Consider the following 19,885-nt stretch of genomic DNA (forward strand, 5'->3'; position numbering starts at 1 on the left):
ATGAAAAAAATTAGTCAAATGGAAAATTTCGATTGACTATGATCGAAAAATTTCTTTGACTGCCGGTCATTGAAACCACGCCGCCGGCTGCTTGCCGGGCCGCATGACGGATCCGTTTTTCATGTTGAGATTCGCAGATCGAGACACGACCAGATTGCTGCAGGCGGGCGACCCCGATCCCGTGGAATGGATCAACTCCAACGGCCACTCGTCGATTTTTCTCACCTGCGAACATGCCGGCCGCACCGTTCCGGCCGCACTCGGCGATCTCGGCATTCCCACTGCGGAGATGGATCGGCACATCGCCTATGACGTTGGAGCGGAAGCTCTTTCCCGGGGTCTTTCCGAGCGGCTCGACGCCTCGCTCGTCCTGCAGCGCTACAGCCGCCTGGTCATCGATTGCAACCGCCCTTTCGAGGCCAGGGACTGCTTTGTCACCGAGAGCGACGGCACGATTATTCCGGTGAATGCGGATATTGCCGATCTCGAACGCCGCCGGCGCTATGTGGAAATCCACCAGCCGCTGCACGAAGCGATCGCCGTCGCGCTCGACCAGCGGCTGGCGAGCGGCAAGCCGCTCTTTCTCGTCTCGGTTCACAGCTTCACCCCCCTCATGCGCGCGACCGGCGCAGTGCGGGATTTCGAGCTTGGCCTGCTCTACAACCGCGACCCTCGTCTTGCGGAACGGCTGGCCGAGACATTCCGCGCCGCCAATCCCGAAATGACCGTCAGGCTCAACGCGCCCTACCAGGTCAACGACATTTCCGACTACACGATCCCGGTGCACGGCGAGAGGCGCGGCATTGCGCATGTGCTTATCGAAGTGCGCAACGACCTTATCAACGATGCCCGCGGACAAGAGGATTGGGCCGACCGGCTTGCCGGCCCCTTGCGTCTTGCGGCAGAGAGCCTTGAAGGATTGAATGATGGCCGCTGACCATCTCACCACCCGCGACGTGCCGCTCGATCCGGCCGCCTCCGCCATCCTCTTCATCGACGTGCAGAATTTTTCCGTGCGCCGCGACGGCGGCGAGTTCAAGGATGTTTCCGACGCGGATATTGCCGGCAAATACGGCTATTACTTCAAACGCATCCAGGATGTCGCCATCCCGAACATGCAGCGCCTGCTGTCTGGCTTCCGCAAGGCGGGCATCGAAGTGCTGCACACCACGATCGAAAGCCTGACGAAGGACGGCCGCGACCGCAGCCTCGACTACAAGATCACCGGCTTCAACGTGCCGAAGGGCTCCTGGGACGGCAAGGTGATCGACGAGCTTGCGCCGCTGGAGGACGAGATCGTCTTCCCGAAGAGCTCGTCCAGCGTCTTCGTCTCCACACATATCGACTACACGCTGCGCAATCTCGGCGTGAAGCAGCTCGTGCTTTGCGGATTGCTGACCGACCAATGCGTGGAATCGGCAATCCGCGATGCCTGCGACCTCAACTATCTGGTAACCCTCGTGCCGGACGCCTGCGGCACCTATTCCCAGGAACGACACGATACCTCGCTCAGCGCCATCAAGGGCTATTGCCGGCAGATTTCGACCGAGGCACTACTGAAGGAAATCGGGCAGTAAGGCCCGCACGGAAACCGACGGACCGATACGGACGGGACATAAGGAGCAATTGCAAGCGGGCCGCGCAAAAAAACAAAAAAAGGCCGGACCGCCGATCACTTCACTGCCGAAAAGGCACCATTAAGGGGAACGACCATGATGAAGACATCCAAACTGCTTCTGGCGGCAGCGAGCCTTGCGCTCGTCGCGTCCGCTGCCTCTGCCGATGACGACAAGATCGTGATCGGCGGCGCGTTGTCGATGACCGGCATCCAGGCGCCGCTCGACACGCCCGGCTACAACGGCGCGCTGGTCGCCGTGAAATATCTGAACGACAATGGCGGCGTGCTCGGCAAGCAGATCGAGTTCACCAATATCGACGGCAAGTCCGATCCGGTGACAGTCGGAAACGTCGCGGTCGAATTGATCGACAAGGGCGCCCAGGTCATCGTCGCACCCTGCGACTTCGATTTCGGTTCGCCGGCAAGCCGCGAAGCCCAGTCGGCGGGTCTGGTCGGCATCTCGACCTGCGCCTCCGACCCGCTCTACTCCTCCTGGTCGCTCGGCGACAAGCAGTTCACGCTCTCCATGTGGAACACCACGATGGGCGCGACGGCTGCCGATTTCGCCGTCAAGGAAAAGGGTTGGAAGACGGCCTATGTCGTCACCGACCAGTTCATCGCCTATACCAAGTCTCTATCGAAATATTTCGTCGAGCAGTTCAAGGCCGATGGCGGCGAGGTCATCCTCGAGGACACCTATACCAATGGTGACAACAACTTCTCCGCCCAGCTCGCGCGCCTCCAGGCGCTCGGCAAGAAACCGGACGTGATCTTCGTCTCATCCTACGGCACGGATATCGGCGTGATCATCCGGGCGCTCCGCGAAGTCGGCTACGATGCACCGATCCTCGGCGGCGATGCCTATGACGACCCGGCCATGCATGAAGCGCTCGGCGAAAAGTTCGGCAACGACGTCTATTTCGTCACGCATACCTGGATGGGAGCCGGAGCGGATCCGGAAATGGAAAAGTTCATCGAGCTTTATACCACCATGCACGGCAAGGCGCCGGACACCTCCTTCGTCTCGACGGGCTGGGACACCATCATGATGATCGCCGAGGCAATCAAGGCGGCCGGTTCGACCGATGGCGCTGCCGTTGCCAAGGCGCTGGAAGACGGCCAGTTCAAGCTTCTGACCGGCGACCTCGACTATGGCACGGCGGAGGAAGGCCATGTGCCGAACAAGGCCGCGGCCCTCATCGAGCTCAAGGGCGGCAAGCCAAGCTTCGTCGGATGGCGCAAGCCCGAATCCCTGCCGAAGCCCTGATCGGTTCCTTAGGGTCGGCTTTACAGCCGGCCCGCTACTTTCGGAAAAGCCATGTCTGAAATGCGCCTTGCGATAAACGACGTGTCGGTGGAATTCGCCGGCCTGCGCGCCCTCGACCATGTATCGCTCTCTGTCCTGACCGGTGAGGCCATCGGCCTGATCGGCCCAAACGGCTCCGGCAAGACGACCCTCATCAATGCCATTACCGGCCAGGTAAAACTGGCAGGCGGCACGATCACCGCCGGCGAGACGGTGCTTTCGGGCCTCTCGCCGCGCCAGATCGCTCTTGCCGGCGTCAGCCGCTCGTTCCAGATCGTCCGGCTCTTCAACACGATGACCGTGCTGGAAAACGTGGAGGCCGCGGCACTCGCCAAAGGCGCCTCCCGCGCCATCGCCGCCGAGCGCGCAAAAAGCCTGCTCAGCGAATTCAGCCTGATGGCCAAGGCGGATGAACTCGGCGAGAGCCTCAGCTACGGCGACAAGCGCCGGGTCGAGATTGCCCGCGCGCTTGCCGCCGAGCCGCGTTTCCTTTTACTCGACGAGCCGGCCGCCGGCATGAACGACGCCGAGACGGAAACACTGCTGCACACACTGTCCGAACTACCGAAGAAGCGCGGCCTCGGGCTTCTCATCATCGATCACGACATGGGCCTGATCATGCGTCTCTGCCATCGGCTGCATGTGCTTGCCACCGGCCGCACCATCGCGGAGGGCGATGCTGCTCATGTTCGCAGCCATCCGGCCGTCATCGAGGCCTATCTCGGCAAGGGGGCGGTCCATGCTTGATATTCGCGATCTCTCCGTCAGCTACGGCACGATCCGCGCGGTACGCGGCATCAGCTTCACCGTCGGCAAGGGCGAACTGGTGAGCCTGCTCGGAGCAAACGGCGCCGGCAAATCCTCGACCATCAAATGTATCGCCGGTGCGCTGAAGGCATCGGGCGGCTCGATCACGCTCGGCGGCAAGGACATCACTTCCGCCAGCCCCGAACAGGTGGTGCGCGCCGGGCTTGCCACCGTGCCCGAAACCCGCGACGTCTTCCCGGACCTGACGGTCGCCGAAAACCTCATGCTCGGCGCCTATATCCACCGCCGCGACCAGGCCGGCAACCGCGAAAACCTCGAGCGCCTGCACACGCTCTTTCCGCGCCTCGCCGAACGCTCGCACCAGCCGGCCGGCACGCTTTCGGGCGGCGAGCAGCAGATGCTCGTCATCGCCCGCGCGCTGATGTCCCGTCCGACCGTGCTGCTGCTCGACGAACCCTCGCTCGGCCTCGCGCCGGCAATCGTGGAGCGCATTTTCGAGATGATCGAGACGCTGAAGACATCCGGCCTCACCATCCTGCTTGTCGAGCAGAACGTGAACCAGGCGCTGGCCGTCGCCGACCGCGCCTATGTCATGCGGCTTGGCGCGATCGTCACATCCGGCACCGCCAACGAGATCCGCGCGACCAGCGATCTCAGCGCGCATTATCTGGGAGGCTGAACCCATGGCTTTCGCGATCCAGTTCGTCATCGATGTGCTCAGCCTCGGCGGCGCCTATGCGCTGATGGCACTCGGCCTCGTCATCATCTACGGCATCCTCCGGCTGGTGAATTTCGCCTATGGCGAACTCATCATGGTTGCCGGCTACACCATGTTCCTCTCGAGCGGCTCCGGCCTGCCGTGGATCGTCATGGCGGTGCTTGCCGTCGGCATGGCCGTGCTCTTCGGCATCCTCACCGATTATGTCGCCTTCCGGCCGGTACGCGCGAAATCGGTAACGGCGGTGCTGATCACCTCTTTCGCCTTCTCCAACCTGTTACAGAACGCAGCGCTGCTGTTCATCTCGCCCCGCCCGCGCAATGTACCGCTGCCGGACATCTTCTCGCAGACCGTCACGATCGGCGGCGCCATCACGCCGGTGCGCAACCTGATCACCATCGCCGCCTCCATCGTGCTGCTCGCCGCCGTCGCATTTCTCATGCGCAAGACGACGCTCGGCATCGCCATGCGCGCCGCGGCGACCAATTTCACCATGGCCCGCATGCTGGGCGTGCCGGCAAACCTCATCATCTCCTCGGCCTTTGCACTCTCCGGCTTCCTCGCCGGTGTCGTCGGCATCCTCTGGATCGGGCGCATCGGCACGGTCGTTCCGGGCGTCGGGCTGGAACCGCTGCTCGTCGCCTTCATCGCCACGGTGATCGGCGGCATGCGCAGCCTGCCCGGCGCCGTCATCGGCGGCTTCCTCCTGGCGCTGATCGACACCACGCTCAACTACACCCTGTCGCAGGATCTCCTGAAATTCCGCGACGCCTTCACCTTCAGCCTCGTCATCCTGATCCTGCTCTGGCGCCCGCAAGGCCTGATCCCGGGTCCGGCGAGCGGCCAGCGGACCTGAGGAGCGGAACCCATGAAACATTCCTATCTCACCGCCCTCATCCTCATCGGCGTCATCCTCGTCATCGGCGTCGGCAGCCAATTGCTCGGCATCCGCCTCTATGATCGTATTGCCACCAATCTCCTAATCTCGCTGGTGCTGGTCATCGGCCTGCAGACCTTCATGGGAAATTCCGGCCTGCTCTCCTTCGCCCATATCGGCTTCATGGGTCTTGGCGCTTATACCTCCGCCGTGCTCACCATCCCCGCCCAGATGAAGGGCATGGCATTGCCGGATCTCTATGGGTTCATGAAGGTGGTAGAAGTCTCGCCGCTCATCGCCATGCTGGCGGGGGGCGTGCTTGCCGCTGTCGTCGCGGCCGTCGTCTCCTATCCGCTGATGCGACTTTCGGATGCGGCCTCGGTCATCACCTCCTTCGCGCTGCTCGTCGTACTCTATACGGTCATGAACAACTGGAGCGCCTTTACCAACGGCCCGCGCACGCTCTTCGGCCTGCCGAAGACGACGGACATGCCGATCGCCGCCATCGTCGCGGGGCTTGTCGTCATCGTCGCGCTGCTCTTCAAGGAATCGCGCACCGGCAAGCTGTTGCGCGCGTCGCGCGAGGACGAGGTGGCCGCCGCGGCGCTTGGCGCCAATATTCCGCATCTGCGCTGGCGCGCCTTCATCCTCGCCGCCTTCATCGCCGGCATTGGCGGCGCGCTCTGGGGGCATTTCATCACCTCCTTCGCGCCAAAAGCCTTCTATCTCAAGGAGACCTTCCTGATCATCACCATGCTGGTGATCGGAGGCGCCAACACGGTCACCGGCGCCGTCGCCGGAACGGTGCTGATCACCGTCGCCTATGAGGGCCTGCGCAGCACCGAAGGCGCGCTCAACGCCACATCCTTCGGTGCCGGCCAGGTCATCGGCCTCACGGAAATCGTTCTGGCCCTCGCCATGATCGCCGTGATGATCCTGAAGCCCGGCGGTCTCTTCCCGAACCGCGAGATAGGCCACATTCTTACCCGCGTCCGCCGCAAGAAGGAGACTTCTGCATGAACTGGAAAACCGATTACCGCTCCTTCTACTATGCCAAGGCCGAGGAACCGGACGACATCGTCCTCGACCCGGAAAGCACCGCACTTCTCGTCATCGACATCCAGAACACCTATCTCGACCCGAAGGACACGCCGGAGGAAACCGCCCGCTGGCAGCCCTTCTACGACCGCATGCGCAAGACCGTGATCCCGAACACCGCGCGGCTGATCGATGAATGCCGCAAGCGCAAGGTGGAGGTGATCTTCGCCCGCATCGCCTGCCAGAAGCCCGACGGCCGTGACCGGTCGCTCAGCCAGAAGAAGCCGGGCTTCAACTATCTGCTGCTCCCGAAGGACCTGCCGGAAGGCCAGGTGGTTCCCGAACTGGAACCCCGCCCCGACGAGATCGTCATCACCAAGACGACCGACAGCGCGCTGACCGGCACAAATCTCCGCCTCATCCTTCACAATATGGGCATCAAAAACGTCGTCTGTTGCGGTATCTTCACCGATCAGTGCGTCTCCTCGACGGTGCGCAGCCTCGCGGACGAAAGTTTTGGCGTCGTCGTCGTCGATGATTGCGGTGCTGCGGCAACCGACGAACTGCACAAGCGGGAACTGGAGATCATCAACATGATCTACTGCCATGTCGCCCAGCTCGACGAGGTTCTCACCTTCTTCAAATAGTGGGAGAAGTCGCATGTCCGGTCTCTATGCCAGGGAAAGCCGATCGGTCTCCAGAATGGCGCATCTGCGGTTCTTTCCGCAGGCGGTCGTCGGCGGCAACGGCGCCTATCTTACCGGCGACGACGGGCGGCAGCTTCTCGACTTCGCCGCCTCCTGGGGTGCGGCAAGCCTTGGCCATTCCCACCCGGCAGTCCGCGACGCGGTGCACCGCGCGCTCTCGGACCAGGCGGGCGCCAGCTATCTCTCCAGCGCCAACGAACCCTGCGTGCTGCTCGCCGAAAAGCTGCTGACGCTGGTGCCGGAACAGGCCCGCGGCCGGGTCTGGTTCGGCCATTCCGGTTCCGATGCAAACGAGACGGTGGCCCGCGTGGTCGTCGCCGCCACCGGCCGCCCGCGCATCCTGGCCTTCAACGGCGCCTATCACGGCGGCACCGTCGGCTCCATGGCCGTGTCAGGCCATCCGGCCCAACAGGGCGGCCGCGCTGCTGGCCTGACGCTTGTGCCCTATCCGAACAGCTACGCCGTCGGCAGCCCAGAGGCCGCGAAGGACGCCGCCCTCGCCGATCTCGAAAAGCTTTTCGCAACCGAGGTGCCGCCGGAGGAGGTCGCCGCCTTCTTCATCGAGCCGATCCAGTCGGATGGCGGCATGCTGGTGCCGCCGGACCGATATTTCAAGGCGGTGGAAATGCTCTGCCGCAAGCACGGCATTTTGCTCGTCTCGGACGAGGTAAAGGTCGGCCTCGGCCGCAGCGGACGCTTCAACGCCTTCGAATATTCCGGCATCGAGCCGGACATCGTCGTCTTCGGAAAGGGGCTTGGCGGCGGCCTGCCGATCTCAGCGGTTGTCGGCCCGGAAGCGATCATGAATCACGCCGCCGCCTTCTCGCTCCAGACCGTGCACGGCAATCCCGTCTGCGCCGCTGCGGCGCTCGCCGTGCTCCAGACGATCGAGCGCGATCACCTCGTCGCCAATGCGGAGCGGACGGGGACGGTGCTGCGCAAAGCGCTCGACCGCCTCGCCGCCCGCCATCCCCTCATCGGCGATGTGCGCGGACAGGGCCTCGCGCTTGGCGTCGAACTGGTAACCGACCGCGACACCCGCCAGCCGGCCACGCGCCAGGCGGCGCTTACCGTCTACCGCGCCTTCCAGCTTGGTCTCGTCCTCTATTATGTGGGCGTGAACTCCAACGTGCTCGAATTCACGCCGCCGCTGACGCTAACGGAAACACAAGCCCGGGACGGCGCCGCCATCCTGGACCAGGCCCTCACCGATGTTGCAGCCGGGCGCGTGGACGACGACATTCTCGCGGATTTTGCCGGCTGGTAGATCGAAGGCCGATGGCTTTGCAGTGACTCAGCTGTCAGCTTGCCTCTGCGTCACTGGCCGCTCGCCTCGCGCACCATCTCGTCCAGCAACGTGTTGACCCCATCGCGTCCGTCGCCGTCAGGCAGGCGGCGGAAACCGACGGTGACCGTTCCCGGCTTCGTTTCCGCCTCATAGGCGAAAAGCACATAGGGACAGAAGCCGATATTGGCGACATCGGCCTCCATCGCCGAGCGCGAAACGGTCGCCGAGCAGAACTGGAGGAACCCTGCGTCTTTGTAGAGCGTCTTCGACGCACCCACGTCGCCGGCCGTGCGCGACAGCATTTCGGCGACATTGCCGCGATAGTCGACGATATAGCCGCGGTTGATGATCGCGTCCTCGAGGTCGGCCAGCACATCGGCGAAGGGCGCCTTGCTTTCATAGGTGGTGAGCCAATCCGCAGCGAAGGCGGGCGAAAACCCCACCAGGCTTGCGGTTGCCAACAGGGCGGCGAGCGCGAACTTTACCATGGTGTCCTCTTCACGATTTCGGTCCTTTCAATCTAGCCCAGATCAAAAAAACATGCAAAAATATAAATATATAAATGGGAGGATATGGGCATGCGGCATCCTGATCGAAACGGCATTTTCGCGCAATCGAGCCGCCGTGCTTTTCTCGCAAGCGGCCTGTCGCTGGCGGCTGCGGCAGCATTTTCGCGCCCGGCCCGGGCAATCGGGCGGATCACCATGGGCGCAAGCGAGTTCATCACGGTCAGCGACGGCAGCTTGGCGCTGCCGATGGATTCCCTTTTCCCCGATATAGAAAAGGCGGAGCTCGAAGCCTTCCTCCGGGCGCATGACATGCCGACGGATGCGCTGCGGCCGCAATGCAATGTCACCATCCTCAAGCAAGGCGACCGGACCACGATCTTCGATGTCGGCGCGGGCTCGAACTTCGTGTCGTCCACCGGCGCGCTTCTCGAAAATCTCGGCGCGGCCGGGATCGATCCGGAAACGGTCACCGATGTCATCTTCACCCATGCCCATCCCGATCATCTCTGGGGCGTGACCGATGATTTCGACGAACTCGTCTTCGCCAACGCCAACTATCATATCGGCCAGGCCGAATGGGATTTCTGGTCCTCGCCGGACGCGATGCAATCGGTCGCGGAGGACCGGCAGAGCTTTGTTGTCGGCGCGCAGAACCGTTTCGCTGTGCTTGAGGAGCGCATTGCCTTCCTCAAGCCCGGTCAGGAAGTCCTGCCGGGCGTCGAAGTGGTAGGCACGCCCGGTCATACGCCGGGCCATCTTTCTTTCCTCGTGCATGACGGTCGCGACCAGACGCTGATTGCCGGCGATGCGGTCAGCAATACGCAGATTTCGTTCGAACATCCGGAATGGCGCACCTCAAGCGATCAGGACCCGGACGGTGGCGTCGCCACGCGCAAAGCCCTGCTCAGCCGTCTTGCCGGCGACAAAAGCCGAATCATCGGCTACCACTTCGACAAGGCCGGGATCGGCCGCGTCGAGCGGCAGGGCGAGGCCTATGCCTTCATCGCGGAGGACGCGGCACGGTAATACCGGCTCTTCTGCCCAGGCGCATGGAGCCTTCGCGAAAGACCGAGAAGCCGGAGCCTTCTATCAGATAGGACAGGCCGAAACGGGCACCCAGCGCGATCGAGACGAAGACGAGCGGCGCGGAAATCGCCAGGGCGGAAACAGCCGTCACTCCCTGGCCGATGGTGCAGCCCATGGCACAGACGCCGCCGACACCCATCAAAAAGGCGCCGAACAGATGTCGGCTGAGTTCGCGCGCATCGTCGCAGGCCTCCCAGCGAACTGTGTTGCGGACCAAGGCATTGACCGCTGAACCAAGAACCACACCGATCACGAGGCCGATCCCGTAGTCCGGGATCGTTCCGGTAAAGGCGACCAGCTGCATCAGGGCATCGGCGACGGGAACGACGAAGGACCCCGCTTCGATTTGTACCAGTTCGAAGGATTCGCGCGCGGCCATGGTGGTGGCGACCCATCCGAAGGCTATCACCATGCCGATCACCACACCGGCCACGATCGAGCTGCGCCGGGATCGATAATCGGGGTCGGCGAAAATCCAGCCGAGCAGCCCGACCGCAACCAGGCCCGTCACCACAAGAGTAACGTCGAAGCCGGCGAAATAGGAGGCGATCAGCCCCAGCGACTGGCCGCCGGCGAAATCGAAGTCGATGGCGAGATTATCGACGATCAGGACACGCCCCTGGGCAATCAGGCCCTTCTGCGCCGAGAGCGCACTGACCGCAAGCACGATGAGCACGACGAGCGAACGCAGGCTGCCGCCGCCGAGCCGCACCAGGGCGCCAAAGCCGCAGGTCCCCACAAGCGCCATGCCGCATCCGAACATCAACCCGCCAAGGATCGCGCCGGTCCAGGCAAAGCCCGAATGGACGTAGAAACTATCGTTGGGCGCGGCAAGCCCGAAAAATTGCAGCGACTGGGTGAAGACAAGGGCCGAAGCGGCCGCCAGGATCCAGGTGCGCAGCCCGGTTCCGTCATTGGCGTACCAGTAGCGCTCGAGCGCCGACATGGTACAGAAGCGCTGGTTGCGGGCGACGAAGCCGAGAACGCAACCGGCAAGCAGGCCGGCAAGCGGCAGAAACCACGGCGACGCAGCAAAGCTGTTCATTCCTGTCCTCCCGCGGGCTCTCCCGGCCCGCAACGCCCCTGTGCCCGCCGCTTCCCGGCAGGCGAGGTACGGATTATTCCTTCTGGCGGATCGGCGCGCAGAACAGATCGTAGAGCGTGCTGATCACCGGAGCGACCTCTTTGCTTGCAAGGGAATAATAGATCACCCGGCCGTCCCGGCGGGTGGTCACGAGCCGGTCGAACCGCAGTCGCGCCAGTTGCTGGGAAACCGCCGCCTGCGGCATGCCCATCGTGTCTTCCAGTTCCGAGACCGACTTTTCGCCTTCCGTCAGAAGGCAAAGAATCAGCAGGCGATCCTCATGCGACAATGCCTTGAGCAGTTCGCTCGCCTTGCGCGCTTGGGCAAAGAGCTTTTCCCGCTCTTCGGGCGTCTGCAATGCGTTCAACTGTGGAAGGCTCATTCGCTATTTCCTTCTAAGTCTTCCGGAAGAGGCACATTGGCAGAAAGAGTCATGGCGTGTCCATTCTCAAGGGAGCTTCGCAAGCAATTCACCAATCGCAAACCAGAAGAATTCATCTCCGACATAACCCCGCAGGCGCCCTACCTCGACACCGTCATTCATCAGGACGAAAGTGGGGGTGAATCTTTCCTTCTGCACATCGGTAAGATCGGCCGGCCAGGTTTCGGTGATGTCGACGCGGCGAAGCGGCGCGCGCCTGCCTTCCGGCGTCTTCGGCCAGGCCGGTGCGATCTCCGCATCGAAGCGCGCGCACCAGCTGCAGCCCGGCTTCTCCAGCATCAACAATTCGGCCGCCACGACCGGTCTTGCGGTTGCAGCGAGGCCCAGAAACAGCAGGAAGGCAAGGATACGCAAAGGAGTGACACCACGACACGTTCATCGATTGCAATATATAGCATTTTCTGAATACATATGGCAATGCATGGCGCGCGTTGCGCCCGTCCTTGGGAGGGATCGAATGCTTGATGTCAGCGTAGGCGGTGCGTTTCTGGCGGGGCTCCTGTCCTTCGTATCGCCTTGCGTGCTTCCGATCGTGCCGCCTTATCTCGCCTGGCTCGCCGGCGTCAGCTTCGACCGCCTGCGCGACACAGAGCCCCAGGCGGCCGACCGACGGAGAATCATCCTCGCCGCGATCCTGTTCGTCGCGGGCTTTTCCACCGTATTCGTGGCGCTTGGCGCGACGGCAAGCCTCGTCGGCAAGACCATCGCGCAATATTTCGACATCCTGTCGGTGGCCGCCGGCGTGATCATTATCATCATGGGCCTGCATTTCCTGAAGGTCTTCCAGATCGGACTGCTTTATCGCGAGGCGCGGGTGCAGGTTACCGACAAGCCAGCCGGATTGGCGGGCGCCTATCTGATGGGGCTTGCCTTCGCCTTCGGCTGGACGCCCTGCGTCGGGCCGGTCCTGGCGGCGATCCTGTTCGTTGCGGGAGGGGAAGGATCAGCGGCGCGGGGCAGCCTGTTGCTGGCCGCCTATTCGCTCGGCATCGGCATTCCGTTTATCGCCTCGGCGGTCTTTGCCAGTCGATTCCTCGGCTGGGCCACACGTTTCCGCCGGCATATGCGCAAGGTCGAAATCGTGCTCGGCCTGTTTCTGGTCGTTACCGGACTGCTGTTCATTACCGGCCAGATGGCGACGATCTCATACTGGCTGCTCGAGACTTTCCCAATTTTCCAGACAATCGGATAGGAGCCCGCGATGTTGAAATTCGTGTTCGTGACATGTCTTTTCCTGGCGGGCGCCGTATGGCCCGCGGCATCCGCCGAAATCGGCGAGGATGGCCTTCACAAGGAGGACTGGTTCACCATCACCTTCCGCGACATTGCCGAAGACATCGCCGACGCGAAGGCGCAGGGCAAGCGGCTGGCGATCACCTTCGAACAGCGCGGCTGCATCTATTGCCGCGAGATGCACGAGAAAATCCTCGCCGACCCGGAGGTGCGCGACTATATCGAGACCAATTTCATGCTCGTCCAGTACAATATGTTCGGCGATGAAGAGGTGACCGATCTCGATGGCGAGACCCTGACGGAAAAGAGCGCCGCCCGCAAATGGGGCTACGTCTTCACGCCGACCATCGTCTTTTTGCCCGAGGACGCGCCGGAAGGCGTGTCGGTCGCCAAGGCCGCCGTCGCCACCATGCCGGGCGCTTTCGGCAAATGGACCTTCCTCAACATGTTCCGCTGGGTGAAGGAAAAAGGCTATGAGGGCGAAGAGCACTTCCAGATCTATCACGCCCGGATCATCCAGCAGCTTCGTGACGAGGGTCGGCTTGGACAGGGCGAATGAGGGACCGTCCTTTTGCTGACATATGCAAAAATTTATATTTTTCTATTGATGGATTTCCGGCGTGGCGCTATCGTTCAAATCGGAGGAGCGGACCGGTATCCCGGTCCGGGGAGTTTGGGAGGACTCATGGCATGAAACAAGTCTGGATCTGTCTCGCGGCGACCGCGCTCTTTGGCAGCCAAACCGCGATTGGCGCCGAGATCGCTCCCGCCGACGTCAAGTTTCAGGACATGACGATCGAACAGTCGCTGACCGGCGTTGCAGGCAATCCCGAAGAGGGCGCAAAGATTTTGGCCAGCCGCAGTCTCGGCAACTGTCTTGCCTGCCATGCCGTCACGCCGCTCGCCAAGGAACAGTTCCATGGTGATGTCGGCCCGGCGCTCGATGGCGTTGCGGACCGTTGGTCGGCCACGGAGCTTCGGGCGATCGTCGTCAATGCCAAGCACGTGTTTACGAAGGAGACGGTCATGCCGGCCTTCTACAGTCTCGATGTGGGGGTCAGGGTTCGTGAGGACCTGGTCGGCAAGACGATCCTGACCGCGCAGCAGGTCGAGGATGTCGTTGCCTATCTCCAGACCCTCAAAGAGACCAACTAGACTTTCACCATAGGAGACGATTCATGAAGATGAACAGGCGACAGGTGCTCGGGCTTACGGCCGGTATCGCACTGGTTTCCGCGACGGGCACTCGTTTTGCCTTCGCCGACGCGCCGGCGACCGAGAAGATGATCATGGACTTCGCGGGCGGCAAGATGCCGGCGACCGGCAAGATCACCCTCACCGCGCCGGAAATCGCCGAGAACGGCAACACCGTTCCGATCTCGGTCGCGGTCGAGAGCGCGATGACCGACGGCGACATGGTTCAGTCGGTACTGATCCTTGCCGAGGGCAATCCCAATCCTGACGTGGCGACCTTCCATTTCACCGCCTTGAGCGGCACCGCAGCGGCGACGACCCGCATGCGGCTGGCCAAGACGCAGAACGTCATCGCCATCGCGAAGATGGCCGACGGCTCGGTGTTCATGGACAAGAAGGAAGTCAAGGTAACAATCGGCGGCTGCGGCGGCTGACGGCAATCATATCTGAGGGAGAATATCCATGGCAGCAAAACCGAAGCCGCGCATCAAGGTGCCGAAAGAGGCAAAGATCGGCGAACTGGTGACGATCAAGACCCTGATCAGCCACGAAATGGAATCCGGTCAGCGCAAGGACAAGGAGGGAAACCTCATCCCGCGCAAGATCATCAACAAGTTCGCCTGCGATTTCAACGGAGCGCCGGTGTTCTCTTGTGACATCGACCCCGCCATTTCGGCAAATCCGTATTTCGAATTCAGCGCCAAGCTGACCGAAAGCGGAGCGTTCACCTTCACCTGGACGGACGATGACGGCTCCGTCTACACCGACGAGCAGAAGATCACCGTGAGCTGATCAACAGCGCCTGCGTCGTTCTGGCGGCGCGGGCGGCATTCCAGTCTGGCGAGGCAGGCCCGTCGGCGCCGTTATCTTGGGAGGGGTAACCATGAAGAAATTGTCCGTCGTGCTTTTGGCTTGTGTGTCGGTAATCTCCGCCGCCGCAGTCAGCGCCTATGCCGATCCGGTCGATGAAAAGCTGATCATCGACGACACGGAGATCGTGACGCGCGCCAAGGCGCCCGAAGGCCATCCGTTCGATGAGCTGCTTTCCGGCTGGCTGTTCCGCGAAGCGGAGACGCGCGCGACGCAGGCCGATTCCTTCGCAAATCCGGGTATGCTGTCCGTAGAGCGCGGCGAGGAAATCTGGAACACGGTTGACGGCTCGATGGGCAAGTCCTGTGCCTCCTGTCACAACGACGCATCCGAAACGATGAAGGGGGTCGGTGCGCATTTTCCGAAATGGGATGCCAAGGCCAAGAAACCCTTCAACATCGAGCTGAAGATCAACGACTGTCGCACGGAAAACATGGGCGCCGAGCCCTACAAGTTCGATGACGAAGACCAGAAGGCGTTGACGACCTATATCAAGCACCAGTCGCTCGGCATGCCCTTGCAGATCGACCTCGCCCAGGGCGAAATGCAGTCCTGGTGGGACAAGGGCAAGGAACTCTACTATACGCGGACCGGCCAGCTGGATTTCTCCTGTGCCTCCTGTCATGAGAAGAGCATGGGCAAGTTCATTCGTGCCGACCATTTGAGCCAGGGGCAGGCCAATGGTTTCCCGACCTACCGTTTCAACACCGGCGGCATGGTCTCACTGCACAATCGCTTCCGTGGCTGCATCCGCGATACGCGCGCCGAGGTGCCGAAAGCCTTCTCGGATGAGCTCATGGCGCTGGAGGTCTATGTCACATGGCGCGGCACTGGCCTTTCCGTCGAAACGCCGTCGGTGCGGCAGTAGCCGCCTCCAACGCATTTGCTGCAATGATGAAGGGAGGACGGGCGCCGGCCTCCCGGTAAAGGATATGCTATGCTTTCACGACGCGAAATGCTCATGGCCGGTGCGGCTCTCTCCGCGGTCCTTGGCTCCGGGCTTGCAGGCCAGTGGTCGCGGGTGGCGGCCCAGCAGGCGCTTACGGAAGGCGATCTTCTCGATTTCGATCCGCTGGGCAATGTGACGATCCTTCACATCACCGATATCCATGCCCAGCTTGTGCCTGTCTATTTTCGCGAACCTTCGGTCAATCTCGGTGTCGGGGCGGTTGCAGGCCTGCCGCCGCATGTCAGCGGCGCCGATTTCCTGAAGCTCTACAATATCAAGCCCGGCACACCTGATGCCTATGCCATGACATCCGAGGATTTCACGGCCCTTGCCGGCACCTACGGAAAGATGGGCGGGCTCGACCGGATCGCCACGATCGTCAAGCGCGTGCGCGCCGAACGCGGCGAGGATGTTCTGCTTCTGGATGGCGGCGATACCTGGCAGGGCAGCTATACCTCCTACCAGACCAAGGGCCAGGACATGGTCGATGCGATGAACGCGCTTTCGCCCGACGCGATGACCGGCCATTGGGAATTCACCTACGGCACCGACCGCGTCAACGAAATCATCGAGAGCCTGCCGTTCCCCTTTCTCGGCGGAAACATCTTCGACGCCGAGTGGGACGAGCCCGCCTTCGAGGCCTACAAGATTTTCGAGAAGGGCGGCGCGAAGATCGCCGTCATCGGCCAGGCCTTCCCCTATACCCCGATCGCCAATCCCCGCTGGATGTTCCCCAACTGGTCCTTCGGCATTCGCGAGGAGCAGATCGTCAAGAATGTGGAAGCCGCACGGGCCGACGGGGCCGATATCATCGTCCTGCTCTCGCACAACGGTTTCGACGTCGATCGGGCACTGGCCGAGCGCGTGTCGGGTATCGATATCATCCTGACCGGCCACACCCATGACGCCATTCCCGAACCGGTCATCGTCGGCAAGACTCTGGTGATCGCCTCGGGATCGCACGGCAAGTTCGTGAGCCGGCTCGATCTCGACGTCCGTGACGGCGCCCTCAAGGGATACCGCCACCGGCTGATCCCCGTCTTTTCCGATGTCATTACGCCGGACCCGGACATGGCCAAGCTTGTTGCCGACATCCGCGCGCCCTATCAGGCGGAACTTTCGCGCGAACTCGCGACCTGCGAAAGCCTTCTCTATCGCCGCGGAAACTTCAACGGTACCTTCGACGACCTCATCTGCCAGGCGCTGATCGACGTCCGCGAAGCGGACATCGCGCTGTCGCCCGGCTTCCGCTGGGGCACCTCCGTCCTGCCCGGCCAGAAGATTACCGTGGAAGACGTGCACAATGCCTGCTCGATGACCTATCCGAGCGCCTATCGCAACATGATGACGGGGCAGGTCCTGAAGGATGTGCTCGAGGACGTCGCCGACAATCTCTTCAACAAGGACCCCTATTATCAGCAGGGCGGCGACATGGTGCGCGTCGGAGGCATGGGCTATGCCATCGATCCGGATGCGGCCATCGGCTCGCGCATTTCGCAGATGACGCTGCTGAAGACCGGCGAAGCGATCGACGCATCCAAAGAATATGCGGTGGCGGGCTGGGCCTCGATCAACGAGGCGACCGAGGGACCGCCGATCTGGGAGGTCGTCGAAGACTATCTCTCGCGAAATCCGGTGGTCACGGTTGAGGAAAACCGCTCGGTAAAGGTCGCGGAACGCAAATCATGATGCGATTCCATTGGCAATCGACTGCGGCTTGATATATAGAAATAAACGAATGTTTGAATATTTCATTCGCTCTGGAGGAGTCGATGAACGATAGAACCACGACGGCATCGCGCCGGGCTTTTCTGCGCAACGGCCTCATGGGCGGGGCCGCCTTTGCGGCCGCCGCGACCACCGGCAGCGCGCGGGCGGCGGGCGACCCGGCCATTACCGAGGTCCAGGACTGGAACCGTTATCCGGGCGACGGCGTCGATGCGCGCCCCTATGGCAGCCCCTCGTCCTTCGAGGCCCATGTCGTTCGCAAGAACGTGCCCTGGCTGACCTCGGACGCCGTTTCCTCCGTCAATTTCACGCCACTGCATGAACTCGACGGCATCATCACGCCGAGCGGCCTTTGCTTCGAGCGCCATCACGGCGGAATCGCCGAGATCGATCCTGCGATGCACCGTTTGATGATCAACGGCATGGTCGACAAGCCACTGGTCTTTTCCATGGCGGACCTGAAGCGCTTCCCTCGGGAAAACCGCGTCTATTTCCTTGAATGCGCCGCCAATTCCGGCATGGAATGGCGCGGCGCCCAGCTGAACGGCTGCCAGTACACCCACGGCATGATCCATTGCGTGATGTATACGGGCGTGCCCCTCAAGACCATTCTTGCCGAGGCCGGCGTCAAGCCGGAAGGCAAGTGGCTGCTGGCCGAAGGCGCAGACGCCTCGGCCATGACCCGCTCGATCCCGATGGACAAGGCGCTGGACGATTGTCTCGTCGCCTTTGCCATGAACGGCGAGGCCCTTCGGCCCGAGCAGGGCTATCCGCTACGCCTCGTCGTGCCCGGCTGGGAAGGCAATATGTGGGTCAAGTGGCTGAGGCGGCTGGAAGTCGGCGACCAACCCTGGCAGCAACGCGAGGAAACGTCGAAATACACCGACCTTCTCGCCAGCGGCAAGGCGCGGCGCTTCACTTTCCTCATGGATGTGAAATCCGTCATCACCAACCCCAGTCCCCAGGCGCCGATTTCACACGGCAAGGGCCCGCTGGTCGTGTCCGGGCTTGCCTGGTCGGGTAACGGCCGCATCAAGCGCGTCGACGTGACGACCGATGGCGGACGCAACTGGCATGCGGCGCGCATCGACGGCCCGAGCCTGCCCAAGGCGCTGCACCGCTTCTATTACGAGTTCGACTGGGACGGCTCTGAACTGTTCCTGCAGTCTCGCGCGATCGACGAACAGGGCTTTGTTCAGCCGACCAAGGACGAGTTGCGAAGCGCACGCGGTTCCAATTCGATCTACCACAACAATGGCATCCAGACTTGGTTCGTCAACAAGGACGGGGGCATCGAAAATGTCGAGATTTCCTAAGCTCGTTTTCCTTCTTGGCCTTTCGGTCGCAGCCGGTGCCGGGAGCGCCGGGGCAGTCGATCTCGCGGCCGGAAAAAAAGTCTTCGGCAAATGCGCGTCCTGCCATGCTGTGGGCGAGGATGCCAAGAACAAGGTCGGCCCAGAGCTGAACGACCTGATCGGCCGCACTGCGGGAACCGTCGAGGGCTACAAATATTCCAAGGCGATGATCGATGCCGGAGCCGGTGGGCTTGTCTGGGACGAGGCCAATCTTCGCGCCTACCTGACCAAGCCGCGTGACCTGGTCAAGGGCACGAAAATGGCCTTTGCCGGGCTCAAGAAGGAAGACGAACTGTCGAATATCATCGGCTACCTCGCGTCCTTCTCGAAAAAGGCGGCGGCTGTCGAGAAAGAGGAGCCGGATACGAAGGCGGCCGCAGCAGAGCCGGCACCCGCAGCGGCGGACAAAGCAAGCAGCCAGGCCGCCAGCCCTCCAGGGGCCGGTGATGGCCTGCACCTGAAACTCGGGCGTCTTGCCACGGAAGAGGAGGTCGCCGCCTGGGACATCGACATCCGTCCCGACGGTCTCGGCCTGCCGAAAGGCAAGGGCACCGTTTCCCACGGCATGGAGATCTACGACCAGAACTGCGCGTCTTGCCACGGCGATTTCGGCGAAGGGGTCGGCCGCTGGCCGGTCCTCGCGGGTGGACAAGGCACGCTTCGGGCCGACCGGCCGGAAAAGACCATCGGCTCCTACTGGCCCTATCTCTCGACCGTCTACGACTATGTGCGCCGCGCCATGCCATTCGGCAATGCCCGCTCGCTGTCCGACGACGACGTCTATGCACTGACCGCCTATCTGCTCTATCTCAACGACGTCGTCACCGACGAGGAATTCGAGCTTTCGGACAGGAATTTCACCGATATCAGGCTGCCGAACGAGGCCAATTTCATCGAGGACGATCGGACGGACGAACCCTTCTATGCCGGCAAATCCGAACCATGCATGACGAACTGCATCCCTGGCAAGGCGACGATCAAGATGCATGCTGCGATCCTCGATGTAACCCCGGAAAATGCGGATGAGGACGACCAGCCCGCAGGCGGAATAGACTGACGCCCGCCAGCAGGTGGAAACCTTCGAATTGACTGTGTTGCGGGCGATGCGCCCTTGA

The 19,885-nt window shown here is 62.1% G+C and carries 23 protein-coding genes; 19 read left to right on the forward strand and 4 right to left on the reverse strand.

The window, feature by feature from the left end:
- Nucleotides 1–121: 121 nt before the first annotated feature.
- The 9 genes from ASD31_RS24550 (at nucleotide 122) to ASD31_RS24590 (ending at nucleotide 8,299) form a co-directional block, all read left to right on the forward strand.
- Nucleotides 122–937: an N-formylglutamate amidohydrolase gene (locus tag ASD31_RS24550; RefSeq protein WP_056340750.1), complete on the forward strand. Its 816-nt coding sequence runs from the start codon at nucleotides 122–124 to the stop codon at nucleotides 935–937.
- Nucleotides 927–1,577 carry an isochorismatase family cysteine hydrolase gene (locus tag ASD31_RS24555; protein ID WP_056340753.1) on the forward strand — a complete coding sequence of 217 codons (651 nt, stop codon included), beginning with the start codon at nucleotides 927–929 and terminating at the stop codon, nucleotides 1,575–1,577. Before ASD31_RS24550 ends, ASD31_RS24555 begins: the two co-directional genes overlap by 11 nt.
- 135 nt (nucleotides 1,578–1,712) lie before the next feature.
- On the forward strand, nucleotides 1,713–2,885 hold the full coding sequence (locus ASD31_RS24560) for an ABC transporter substrate-binding protein (RefSeq protein ID WP_056340402.1): 1,173 nt from the start codon (nucleotides 1,713–1,715) through the stop codon (nucleotides 2,883–2,885).
- A 51-nt stretch (nucleotides 2,886–2,936) separates the two neighbouring features.
- Complete coding sequence (locus ASD31_RS24565; protein ID WP_056340412.1) at nucleotides 2,937–3,671, forward strand: ABC transporter ATP-binding protein; 735 nt, start codon at nucleotides 2,937–2,939, stop codon at nucleotides 3,669–3,671.
- Nucleotides 3,664–4,371 carry an ABC transporter ATP-binding protein gene (locus ASD31_RS24570; protein WP_056340415.1) on the forward strand — a complete coding sequence of 236 codons (708 nt, stop codon included), beginning with the start codon at nucleotides 3,664–3,666 and terminating at the stop codon, nucleotides 4,369–4,371. Before ASD31_RS24565 ends, ASD31_RS24570 begins: the two co-directional genes overlap by 8 nt.
- Before the next feature lie 4 nt (nucleotides 4,372–4,375).
- Nucleotides 4,376–5,266: a branched-chain amino acid ABC transporter permease gene (locus ASD31_RS24575; RefSeq protein WP_056340418.1), complete on the forward strand. Its 891-nt coding sequence runs from the start codon at nucleotides 4,376–4,378 to the stop codon at nucleotides 5,264–5,266.
- A 12-nt stretch (nucleotides 5,267–5,278) separates the two neighbouring features.
- The gene (locus ASD31_RS24580; RefSeq protein ID WP_056340422.1) at nucleotides 5,279–6,307 is read left to right on the forward strand and encodes a branched-chain amino acid ABC transporter permease; all 1,029 of its coding nucleotides are present in this window, start codon (nucleotides 5,279–5,281) and stop codon (nucleotides 6,305–6,307) included.
- Nucleotides 6,304–6,972 (forward strand): cysteine hydrolase family protein, encoded by a 669-nt coding sequence (locus ASD31_RS24585; protein WP_056340425.1) that lies wholly within the window; start codon nucleotides 6,304–6,306, stop codon nucleotides 6,970–6,972. Before ASD31_RS24580 ends, ASD31_RS24585 begins: the two co-directional genes overlap by 4 nt.
- Nucleotides 6,973–6,985: 13 nt before the next feature.
- Nucleotides 6,986–8,299 carry an aspartate aminotransferase family protein gene (locus ASD31_RS24590; protein WP_056340428.1) on the forward strand — a complete coding sequence of 438 codons (1,314 nt, stop codon included), beginning with the start codon at nucleotides 6,986–6,988 and terminating at the stop codon, nucleotides 8,297–8,299.
- 50 nt (nucleotides 8,300–8,349) lie between these two features.
- Here the strand turns inward: ASD31_RS24590 and ASD31_RS24595 are convergent, their stop codons facing one another.
- Nucleotides 8,350–8,808 carry a hypothetical protein gene (locus tag ASD31_RS24595; protein WP_056340431.1) on the reverse strand — a complete coding sequence of 153 codons (459 nt, stop codon included), beginning with the start codon at nucleotides 8,806–8,808 and terminating at the stop codon, nucleotides 8,350–8,352.
- A 90-nt stretch (nucleotides 8,809–8,898) separates the two neighbouring features.
- On the opposite strand from ASD31_RS24595, the gene ASD31_RS24600 reads away from it, so the two are divergent.
- Nucleotides 8,899–9,855 carry an MBL fold metallo-hydrolase gene (locus tag ASD31_RS24600; protein WP_056340433.1) on the forward strand — a complete coding sequence of 319 codons (957 nt, stop codon included), beginning with the start codon at nucleotides 8,899–8,901 and terminating at the stop codon, nucleotides 9,853–9,855.
- Here ASD31_RS24600 and ASD31_RS24605 read toward each other — a convergent pair.
- The 3 genes from ASD31_RS24605 to ASD31_RS24615 all read right to left on the reverse strand — a co-directional run bounded on the left by ASD31_RS24605 (nucleotide 9,830) and on the right by ASD31_RS24615 (nucleotide 11,720).
- Nucleotides 9,830–10,960, reverse strand: a complete 1,131-nt coding sequence (locus ASD31_RS24605) for a YeeE/YedE family protein (RefSeq protein WP_056340436.1) — start codon at nucleotides 10,958–10,960, stop codon at nucleotides 9,830–9,832. The two genes, ASD31_RS24600 and ASD31_RS24605, sit on opposite strands and share 26 nt — an antisense overlap.
- 73 nt (nucleotides 10,961–11,033) lie before the next feature.
- The gene (locus ASD31_RS24610) at nucleotides 11,034–11,381 is read right to left on the reverse strand and encodes an ArsR/SmtB family transcription factor (RefSeq protein WP_056340438.1); all 348 of its coding nucleotides are present in this window, start codon (nucleotides 11,379–11,381) and stop codon (nucleotides 11,034–11,036) included.
- 66 nt (nucleotides 11,382–11,447) lie between these two features.
- A complete protein-coding gene (locus ASD31_RS24615) occupies nucleotides 11,448–11,720 on the reverse strand; it encodes a transcriptional regulator (RefSeq protein WP_082520702.1) in 273 nt (90 codons plus the stop codon).
- A gap of 178 nt (nucleotides 11,721–11,898) precedes the next feature.
- On the opposite strand from ASD31_RS24615, the gene ASD31_RS24620 reads away from it, so the two are divergent.
- The 9 genes from ASD31_RS24620 to ASD31_RS24660 all read left to right on the forward strand — a co-directional run bounded on the left by ASD31_RS24620 (nucleotide 11,899) and on the right by ASD31_RS24660 (nucleotide 19,827).
- On the forward strand, nucleotides 11,899–12,633 hold the full coding sequence (locus ASD31_RS24620; protein ID WP_056340444.1) for a cytochrome c biogenesis CcdA family protein: 735 nt from the start codon (nucleotides 11,899–11,901) through the stop codon (nucleotides 12,631–12,633).
- Nucleotides 12,634–12,642: 9 nt separating this feature from the next.
- On the forward strand, nucleotides 12,643–13,233 hold the full coding sequence (locus ASD31_RS24625) for a thioredoxin family protein (protein ID WP_056340447.1): 591 nt from the start codon (nucleotides 12,643–12,645) through the stop codon (nucleotides 13,231–13,233).
- A gap of 131 nt (nucleotides 13,234–13,364) precedes the next feature.
- A complete protein-coding gene (gene soxX / locus ASD31_RS24630; protein ID WP_056340450.1) occupies nucleotides 13,365–13,829 on the forward strand; it encodes a sulfur oxidation c-type cytochrome SoxX in 465 nt (154 codons plus the stop codon).
- Between the two features lie 23 nt (nucleotides 13,830–13,852).
- Nucleotides 13,853–14,302 carry a thiosulfate oxidation carrier protein SoxY gene (soxY, locus tag ASD31_RS24635; RefSeq protein WP_056340453.1) on the forward strand — a complete coding sequence of 150 codons (450 nt, stop codon included), beginning with the start codon at nucleotides 13,853–13,855 and terminating at the stop codon, nucleotides 14,300–14,302.
- 28 nt (nucleotides 14,303–14,330) lie between these two features.
- Nucleotides 14,331–14,660 (forward strand): thiosulfate oxidation carrier complex protein SoxZ, encoded by a 330-nt coding sequence (gene soxZ, locus ASD31_RS24640; RefSeq protein WP_056340456.1) that lies wholly within the window; start codon nucleotides 14,331–14,333, stop codon nucleotides 14,658–14,660.
- A gap of 91 nt (nucleotides 14,661–14,751) precedes the next feature.
- Nucleotides 14,752–15,606 (forward strand): sulfur oxidation c-type cytochrome SoxA, encoded by an 855-nt coding sequence (gene soxA / locus ASD31_RS24645; protein WP_056340461.1) that lies wholly within the window; start codon nucleotides 14,752–14,754, stop codon nucleotides 15,604–15,606.
- A 69-nt stretch (nucleotides 15,607–15,675) separates the two neighbouring features.
- Nucleotides 15,676–17,376 (forward strand): thiosulfohydrolase SoxB, encoded by a 1,701-nt coding sequence (gene soxB / locus ASD31_RS24650; RefSeq protein WP_056340463.1) that lies wholly within the window; start codon nucleotides 15,676–15,678, stop codon nucleotides 17,374–17,376.
- 83 nt (nucleotides 17,377–17,459) lie between these two features.
- The gene (soxC, locus tag ASD31_RS24655) at nucleotides 17,460–18,731 is read left to right on the forward strand and encodes a sulfite dehydrogenase (RefSeq protein ID WP_056340467.1); all 1,272 of its coding nucleotides are present in this window, start codon (nucleotides 17,460–17,462) and stop codon (nucleotides 18,729–18,731) included.
- Nucleotides 18,715–19,827, forward strand: a complete 1,113-nt coding sequence (locus ASD31_RS24660) for a c-type cytochrome (RefSeq protein ID WP_056340469.1) — start codon at nucleotides 18,715–18,717, stop codon at nucleotides 19,825–19,827. The genes soxC and ASD31_RS24660 overlap by 17 nt, the downstream gene beginning before the upstream one ends.
- The last annotated feature ends 58 nt before the right edge of the window (nucleotides 19,828–19,885 follow it).

Origin of the sequence: Rhizobium sp. Root482 (assembly GCF_001426565.1) — a bacterium.
Lineage (GTDB): Bacteria > Pseudomonadota > Alphaproteobacteria > Rhizobiales > Rhizobiaceae > Pararhizobium.